The following is a 7,289-nucleotide window of genomic DNA, read 5'->3' as shown; positions in this document are numbered from 1 at the left end:
AGCAGAGACTGCAAACAATACCAAAACAATTACTGTTAATGTTAACAACAATCTTCTTTTAAACACTTTTAATCACCTCTCTTTGAAAATCGTTTTCAGATTGAAATCTTAATGTTATATGTTATCTTTCTTGAATTTTAATAATATAACTTGTGATTATCTTTATGGCAAGTGGATTGCAATATCCCAAAATCAGGTTATAATTTAGCATACAACTTAAGGTTAAAAATGAACAGGGCAAATAATGAAAAGCAGAGTCAATTAAAAGTGTATACAATAGATTTTCCTGTAAAAATATAATAGCTTCAATTAAAATACTAAATCAATAAATGAAAAAATAAAAAATGAATAGGGTTAATCTACATCACTTAAATAAGTTTTGCAATAACCCATTCATCTTGTTTTAAAGTATTTGTGTTCTTTTTCAAAGGTAAAATCAATGCCATAACTGCTGTCTGTAATTTCAACCAGTCTGGAATCGTTGGATTTCATTAACACAATTGCCCTGTTAACCAGTTTTGTTATTTCAAATTCATCAAAAATTTTCTCGCTTAATATGTCGGAAAGTTCTTCTGCAATTTTTTCAGGTGATTTTCCATCAGAAGGCTTTGTCAATGGCTTTCCACATTTAATGCAGCAGTTATAATCAACAGTATATACGCAATCACAGTCCATGCATAATTTTACAGGATAGTTATTTTTTATAATCAAATCTGTTGCTTGCCAGAGATATTTACCATGATTGTTGATAATCTTACAGCACAAATCAATAATCCAATCCTGATTAAAGGGATTTGCTCTTACCTGTGATTTTTCAGATTTATTCATCCTTGCATACAACTTGAAAGCATAATCAAGGTAACTGAAAGCATTTTCATAGTTTTTCATATTATAATAGTCTCTTGCATTGTTGATGTAACGTTTAAAATCATCAGCAATGTCCTCTTTATATGATTCGCCATCATTGTCTTTCAGATAACCCATATATGGAATATCCGGAACTCCCGTGTCATTGCCATCCCCAATAGAATCACCGACTTGCCATTCTCTCATGTTAATGTCACTTCTTTAACAGTTATTGTCTGAATAAATGTTTATAGTAACAAGTTTATATCAATTCCCATTATTGTGCTGACAGCCATTGCACCAAAATTAAAATATGATTAATGCGGATAAATGCCATTCCATAGACCCGTTAAAATTCGTTTTGAGAGTCTGTAAAATTTTATATGCTTTTTTAAGGAGCCTGCCAATGAAAAAAAAGTAATATTCACATTAACATTAACAATTCCATATTCGAAACTAAAATCCTCCTGCACTGTGATATATATGGTCTTTTTAAAATATGACTGACATTAACAAGCGTAGGCGTTAATGTAAAATCAATCATCAGAAATTAACACCTGAGAGAAAGCACTGATTTAAATTAACACTGACATTAAGGATTCCAATATCTGAACTTGAAAGCGAATTGACACAACACAGCCATTAAATATTCAAAACGGCATTGGTGAAAAATGAAACAGCGCAAAACTGGAATTTTGTGATATATTTTTTTTAAATCACTGCCTATGCATAAAATTAATTACATTGATTAAGAAATAGTTATTCATGAACATTAAAGCGCCAATAATTATGGAGTTAATTTTTATTGTGATTTCTGTTCTGGTATATATTACAACTTCCAACACATTTTTCATATTCAATTTCCTTTATATCGGAACTGCAATAGCTGTTGGACTCTTTTTGATGGGTAAAAACAACAGATACGCAAGAAACCTGATTATGCTTGCAGTCGGATGTTACCTGTTTTTTTATGTAGGCATTATAGGTCATGAAAACCTGTCCCTGTCCGGATTTTGGTATTATTTAAGTTTAGGTGTTTTTGAAGGTGCCGTTATTCATTTTCTGATTGCAAAAATCCTCGGACCATTTCTCTTTGGCCGTGGATGGTGCGGCTATGCCTGCTGGACAGCAATGATACTTGATCTGCTTCCTTATAAAACCCCTCAAAACGAAAGGAAAAACTGGGGGCATGTCAGATACATATTATTTGCAGCAATATCATGCGGCGTATGTTCACTATTCGTTTTAAAAATTGCCAATCTCGATTCAGTAATATTTTACCTGTTTATTATAGGAAATATCATTTACTATATTCTTGGAATTACTCTTGCGTTTTATCTTAAAGACAATCGTGCATTCTGCAAATACATTTGTCCGATTACTGTATTTTTAAAGATTTCAAGCTACTTTTCACTTTTAAGGGTTAAAGTTAATGAAGATAAATGCGTCGACTGCGGCAAATGTGTAAAGGCATGTCCGATGGATGTTGAAATGTTAAACAATTCCAGAAAAAGAGAAAACGGCACGGAATGCATATTGTGCCTCAATTGTGTTCACAGCTGCGGGAATGATGCCCTGAAATTATGATTTAAAAATACATGTTTTAAAAAATTAAGTATTTCACTCATCATAATGCATCATTGACAGCAATATTAATTATTTGCGCCGAACAGCCTGCCATACCTGTCCATAATGGGCAATACAATATTTGGTTTATGACTGAATCATTATTTGCCGCATACCCGCTATCCTGCGCTGAATCCATAAACCACTGCAAAATCATATGCTGACTCTCCAAATTCAAAGGATTCTTTAACATTCTCAAATGCTATTTTCACCCGATATTTTGAAGATTCCTCATCATACTCCGGATAAACATCCATAAGACAAATTATTATATCCCGAATATATTCTGCAAGAGAGTTATACTCTTTAAATTCACTGCAGCCATTTACATATTCCCTGCCATATTCACCAACATCAATAGCTTTCAGATATTCATCTATCTCATTAAATCTGTTTTCCAGTTCAAATCTTAATTTTAAAGATTCATTATAATATTCACTTGGCTCATATTTGACATTATGTTTATTAACGAGTGTGTCAATATTATCCAGTGCCTTAAATTCCTCCGCTTTGTAAAATAGGATTTTATCATAAATTTCAACTGCATCTTTAAAGTTACCTGATTCAATCAGCTGGTCTGCCCTATCATATAATGCCCAGATTAACTGGTCGGTATGGTTCCAGTGTTCACGTGGATTTTCATAAAGAGAAAATCCCTTTTCATATAATTTAACTGCTTTATCAAAATCACCTAAATCAAAATATACCACGTCAGCTTTCAAAAGATAAAATATTGCCTCATCAGGATATAATTTTATTCCATAATCCGCATATTCTAATAATTCATCATTTCTTCCAAGATATGCAAGAGCATTTACCATATAAACCAGTGCAGGCTCATTGTCCTTATCCAGCTTAAATATCTCCTCACAAACTTTTAGAATTTCTTCACGATTGCCTATCCTATCCAGGTATTCGCATCTTTTAAGAAAGTAATCGATTAATTCTTTTTTAGATAACACACTGTCATATTTTGGAATTTCAGAGTATTTACCGCAACTGATTAATGCCTTTGTGAAATTGTAACCAGGAATTTCTAAAGCATTATAGAATTCATATGCCTCATCAATTCTATTTATGCTGATTAAAGCCTCAATTTTATTTATTCTAAGCCAGCAATAATCTTTAATTTCGAGACCTGCTTCACAGCAATTTAAAGCTTTCACAAACTCCTTTCTGGCTGAATATGCTATTGCCTCTGCATTGTAAGCATGATAATTATCTGGATATAACATTCGGATTTGCTCTGCAATAGGCAAAACCAGATGATACTGGCGCCAATTACAATAAATGTATAATTTATATGTTAAAGCACTTTCATTGTTCTTATCCTGTTTTAGTATCTGATTACAGACCCAGTCCAATCTGGAATAATCCTCTTCACCATATGCTTTTTCACATTCATTTAATAATTCCTGCATTTTAATCCCCCCATAGCGTATATCTCTCCGGCCGGCATCCATGCAGACAGATAACCACATTAAAGAGAATTTGCCTTCATCCAATTATTTCCACACATTTTAAATCATCATATCCCACTAATTTAATATAAGCTTCACGAGGTTCAAAGATGTAGTTTAAATCTTTCAAGTGCTTTATGAATGCGTCAAATTCCTTATCATCAAAACCTTTCAATTCCTTTTTAAGAAAATCCAGAGATCTACTAAATACAATTGAGTTTTCTTTAAGCAGGAAAGTTAATTCACGGATTTTATACTCAATATATCCGTATAACTCATAATCCTCACATTCAATGTGCAATCCTTCAACTCCCAAGTCAAATTCGCCGCCGCATTTTTTGCAGTGATAATTTGGAGGATTTAGAGGTATACAGCAGCCTGCTAAAAATATCTCTTCACGTTCTGCTTTTTCACGCCATTCCCCAGGAGGCAATCCCCAGACTATTGGAATCAATTCGCCGCCGCATTCAGGACAGAACCTGATGTCGAATCTGGATTTGATATTATAAATCCATGAAATGTAATAATCACCAACTACCTCACTATCATTTTCTTTTATTTCATCAATGACTGATTCATAATCCTCCATATCCTCTTGCAAACAGTATTTTAAAGCCTCTGAATATTTTTCAGTTTCAATCAATAATTCAATGATTTCAATATACCATGGGGCGTTTTCATAACACTCCATTGCTTCATCAGTTCTGTCCAACTTAAGCAAAGCTTTGATTTTGTTTTCATACAGCCAGTCAAACTCTTTAATCTTTAATCCTTCCACACAGCATTTTAAAGATTTTTCATACTCTCCCAAATCATAATAAGCCATTGCACTGATGTTTTTATAGTAATAATTATCCGGATAAAGTTTAACAGCTCCGTTTAATATTTTTAAAGCTTTTTGAGGTTGATTTAAAAAGCAGTATGATATTGATTTATAGCCTATCGCAATTTGGTTATCCGGATCTTTTTTAAAAACTTCATCACAAAGTTCTATGAGCTTTTTAAAGTCTTTTTCATCGTATGCGCATTCACATTCATTTAATAAATCCTGTATAGTCATGTTATCACCGAAATTGGATTTTCGACAATTCATCTAAAAACTATATGTGTTTAGGTGACAGTCTTAATTGTATAGTAAAAATTTGTTAATAAAATGTTATTATCTTGGGGTTTATAAATCTTTCGGTAAAAAATAAAATTTATTATTTACGGGTCTTTCAAAAGCTTTTATATACATTCATCATATTTTTATCCGAGATAATAGTTAAACTATGAAAGAAATTGAAAAAATGAAAGCAGGTCTTGAATATTCTTATGATGATGAAGTAATAAGTATGTTTAAATTAAAAGCAATCAAAAACAGCACCAGATTCAATGCAATTGATGATTCTGATTTTGAAAAGCAATATGAAGTGCTATGTGAGATTTTAGGTTCTGTTGGAACTAATGTTATGATGTGCAAACGATTTTCATTTGACAATGGGAAAAACATTTTTATAGGAAATAATTTTACAGGAAACTATAATCTGACAATTCTGGATATTAAAGAAGTGTATATCGGAGATAATGTAATGATTGGACCAAATACATTAATACAACAGTTAATCATCCATTAAGTCCAAAAGGCCGACGCAAACATTTGGCAAAAGCAACAGAAATACATATTGGCAATGACGAGTGGTTAGGAGGCAATGTTACAGTCCATCCAGGCGTGACTATTGGAAATAACGTTGTTGTAGGTGCAGGTGCAGTTGTTACAAAATATATACCCGACAATTCACTTGCTTTAGGAGTTCCTGCAAGAGTTGTTAAAAAAATAGATAATGACATTGAATAAAAATAAAACACTAAAAGACATGTTAAATCTCAAACATTAAAATTAATAGATGCAAAATCAATTATTTCATGAACTAAATTTCGTTTAAGCAATTCCTCTTGGAAAAATGTTAAATCCAAATCATTAGATATTACCGGACATTCTTTATCTTTTGAAAATAGAATTAATTTTTATCTTCAATAGACGGGTTTAAAACATCCGTATGCTTTCGCATGAAATATTTATCAATATTATCCAAATTATTAAAATCAGCGAATGCATTATCAATAGAATCCAATAATTCTTCGCAAGGCTGATAATATTCTTGTGAAAAATTTTCATGTTTTTTGAGATTTTCAAAATTATGTCTAAGTTTAATCATTAATTGAAATCTTGAAGATGGCCTCAAATCTTTAAAATAATCGTGAATAACATTATAATATCCTTTACGTTCTATTTCGGAGATAATGAAATGAGGAACCACAATTGTGATTCCCGATTTAATAAAAAGTTATTTAACTTTTTTGCAGATGTTGTAAGAAATGGTATCTTGTATTTCTCAGGAAACCGTGAATAAATAATGACATTTGCGTCATAGATTATCTGAGTCTCATTTTTAAGTCTAATCATTTAATCACATCCAGCCAATTCAAATTCCAGATCATGTAATCTTAAAGAAATTCCTAATTCCTGACTTATATAATCTTGAATCCTGTTGAATTCAATTTCCAGTGAAATGAGATTCATGTACTCAAATACTTTAGGATTTCCATCACACAAATCATATATTTTTTTAACATTCAAAACATAATTTGACAATAATTTTAATAAATCATTTTTCATTTCTAAATTTAATGTTTCATTTTCTAAAACCATACTTAAATAATCAAGAGATCCGGAAACGATTATGCTGTTATTGCACTGGCCAAAATCAGCAAAATATTCTACATACTCATTAATTCTGTTCAATAGAATTTCTTTCTCATTATTCATATTATCATCAATGACTTATTTCATCTTTTTTGAAGAGTAATCGGAGGGTCTTTAAACATTTGTCTTAAATCATTGACCAGTCTTGCTTAACTGCATCCTGATGCATCAATGCGCAATTCTTTAGTATTTACAGCATCCTTATTCTGATTTACAAATCCAAAAGCAATACTCCGCAAAGAATAACTAAAACTACAATTATTGCCCCAATAACAATAATAGGTTTAGTTTCAATGTTCTCACTCCATTACTCCAAATTACCATCAACTACATTTGGCTGGTTATTTTTAATATAATCATAGCTCATACCATCATTCTGACCGCCTGCTATACTACCCGATTGGCTTTGAGATTGAGAATCGCTATAATCTGTTACTTCCTTTTTACTATTCATTGGAGTTCCGTCAGATTTGTAAGCAGAAGATGAAGGCTCTTGGCTACTGGCTGAACTGTCTCCTCCATTATTGTTTTGCTGAACGGCAACTTCTTTTTTGCCCCATATAATGCTGTCAATGATATGGCTTACAATATCCTTGTTTTTGCTTATGACA

General features: G+C 31.8%; 10 protein-coding genes. 3 read left to right on the top strand and 7 right to left on the bottom strand.

The window, feature by feature from the left end:
- Nucleotides 1–393: 393 nt before the first annotated feature.
- Complete coding sequence (locus QZU75_RS12050) at nt 394–1,053, bottom strand: hypothetical protein (RefSeq protein WP_296884040.1); 660 nt, start codon at nt 1,051–1,053, stop codon at nt 394–396.
- 558 nt (nt 1,054–1,611) lie between these two features.
- On the opposite strand from QZU75_RS12050, the gene QZU75_RS12045 reads away from it, so the two are divergent.
- Nucleotides 1,612–2,433 carry a 4Fe-4S binding protein gene (locus tag QZU75_RS12045; protein ID WP_296884039.1) on the top strand — a complete coding sequence of 274 codons (822 nt, stop codon included), beginning with the start codon at nt 1,612–1,614 and terminating at the stop codon, nt 2,431–2,433.
- Between the two features lie 40 nt (nt 2,434–2,473).
- On the opposite strand, the gene QZU75_RS12040 is transcribed toward QZU75_RS12045, so the two are convergent.
- The 3 genes from QZU75_RS12040 to QZU75_RS12030 form a co-directional block, all read right to left on the bottom strand.
- Nucleotides 2,474–2,611, bottom strand: a complete 138-nt coding sequence (locus QZU75_RS12040; RefSeq protein ID WP_296884038.1) for a hypothetical protein — start codon at nt 2,609–2,611, stop codon at nt 2,474–2,476.
- Nucleotides 2,592–3,893: a tetratricopeptide repeat protein gene (locus tag QZU75_RS12035; RefSeq protein WP_296884037.1), complete on the bottom strand. Its 1,302-nt coding sequence runs from the start codon at nt 3,891–3,893 to the stop codon at nt 2,592–2,594. The genes QZU75_RS12040 and QZU75_RS12035 overlap by 20 nt, the downstream gene beginning before the upstream one ends.
- A gap of 76 nt (nt 3,894–3,969) precedes the next feature.
- Nucleotides 3,970–4,992 (bottom strand): tetratricopeptide repeat protein, encoded by a 1,023-nt coding sequence (locus QZU75_RS12030; RefSeq protein WP_296884036.1) that lies wholly within the window; start codon nt 4,990–4,992, stop codon nt 3,970–3,972.
- 211 nt (nt 4,993–5,203) lie between these two features.
- Here QZU75_RS12030 and QZU75_RS12025 point away from each other — a divergent pair, with 211 nt between their 5' ends.
- Nucleotides 5,204–5,548: a maltose acetyltransferase domain-containing protein gene (locus QZU75_RS12025; protein WP_296884035.1), complete on the top strand. Its 345-nt coding sequence runs from the start codon at nt 5,204–5,206 to the stop codon at nt 5,546–5,548.
- 23 nt (nt 5,549–5,571) lie between these two features.
- Nucleotides 5,572–5,769: a DapH/DapD/GlmU-related protein gene (locus QZU75_RS12020; protein ID WP_296884034.1), complete on the top strand. Its 198-nt coding sequence runs from the start codon at nt 5,572–5,574 to the stop codon at nt 5,767–5,769.
- A gap of 163 nt (nt 5,770–5,932) precedes the next feature.
- On the opposite strand, the gene QZU75_RS12015 is transcribed toward QZU75_RS12020, so the two are convergent.
- From QZU75_RS12015 to QZU75_RS12005, 3 genes are all read right to left on the bottom strand, one after another.
- The gene (locus QZU75_RS12015; RefSeq protein ID WP_296884033.1) at nt 5,933–6,232 is read right to left on the bottom strand and encodes a hypothetical protein; all 300 of its coding nucleotides are present in this window, start codon (nt 6,230–6,232) and stop codon (nt 5,933–5,935) included.
- Nucleotides 6,233–6,378: 146 nt separating this feature from the next.
- Entirely contained in the window at nt 6,379–6,741 is a 363-nt protein-coding gene (locus QZU75_RS12010) for a hypothetical protein (RefSeq protein WP_296884032.1), read from the bottom strand.
- A gap of 244 nt (nt 6,742–6,985) precedes the next feature.
- A partial coding sequence (locus QZU75_RS12005; RefSeq protein ID WP_296884029.1) for a hypothetical protein occupies nt 6,986–7,289 on the bottom strand: 304 nt, incomplete at its 5' end.

The sequence above is a fragment of the uncultured Methanobrevibacter sp. genome (genome assembly GCF_902764455.1).
Taxonomy (GTDB): domain Archaea; phylum Methanobacteriota; class Methanobacteria; order Methanobacteriales; family Methanobacteriaceae; genus Methanocatella.
This window is presented reverse-complemented; position numbering and strand designations above follow the sequence as displayed.

Bases quoted from the DNA above. Each gene is read 5' to 3' on its own strand.
- QZU75_RS12050 (WP_296884040.1), bottom strand. From the start codon at position 1,053: ATGAGAGAATGGCAAGTCGGTGATTCTATTGGGGATGGCAATGACACG.
- QZU75_RS12045 (WP_296884039.1), top strand. From the start codon at position 1,612: ATGAACATTAAAGCGCCAATAATTATGGAGTTAATTTTTATTGTGATT.
- QZU75_RS12040 (WP_296884038.1), bottom strand. From the start codon at position 2,611: ATGGATTCAGCGCAGGATAGCGGGTATGCGGCAAATAATGATTCAGTC.
- QZU75_RS12035 (WP_296884037.1), bottom strand. From the start codon at position 3,893: ATGCAGGAATTATTAAATGAATGTGAAAAAGCATATGGTGAAGAGGAT.
- QZU75_RS12030 (WP_296884036.1), bottom strand. From the start codon at position 4,992: ATGACTATACAGGATTTATTAAATGAATGTGAATGCGCATACGATGAA.
- QZU75_RS12025 (WP_296884035.1), top strand. From the start codon at position 5,204: ATGAAAGAAATTGAAAAAATGAAAGCAGGTCTTGAATATTCTTATGAT.
- QZU75_RS12010 (WP_296884032.1), bottom strand. From the start codon at position 6,741: ATGAATAATGAGAAAGAAATTCTATTGAACAGAATTAATGAGTATGTA.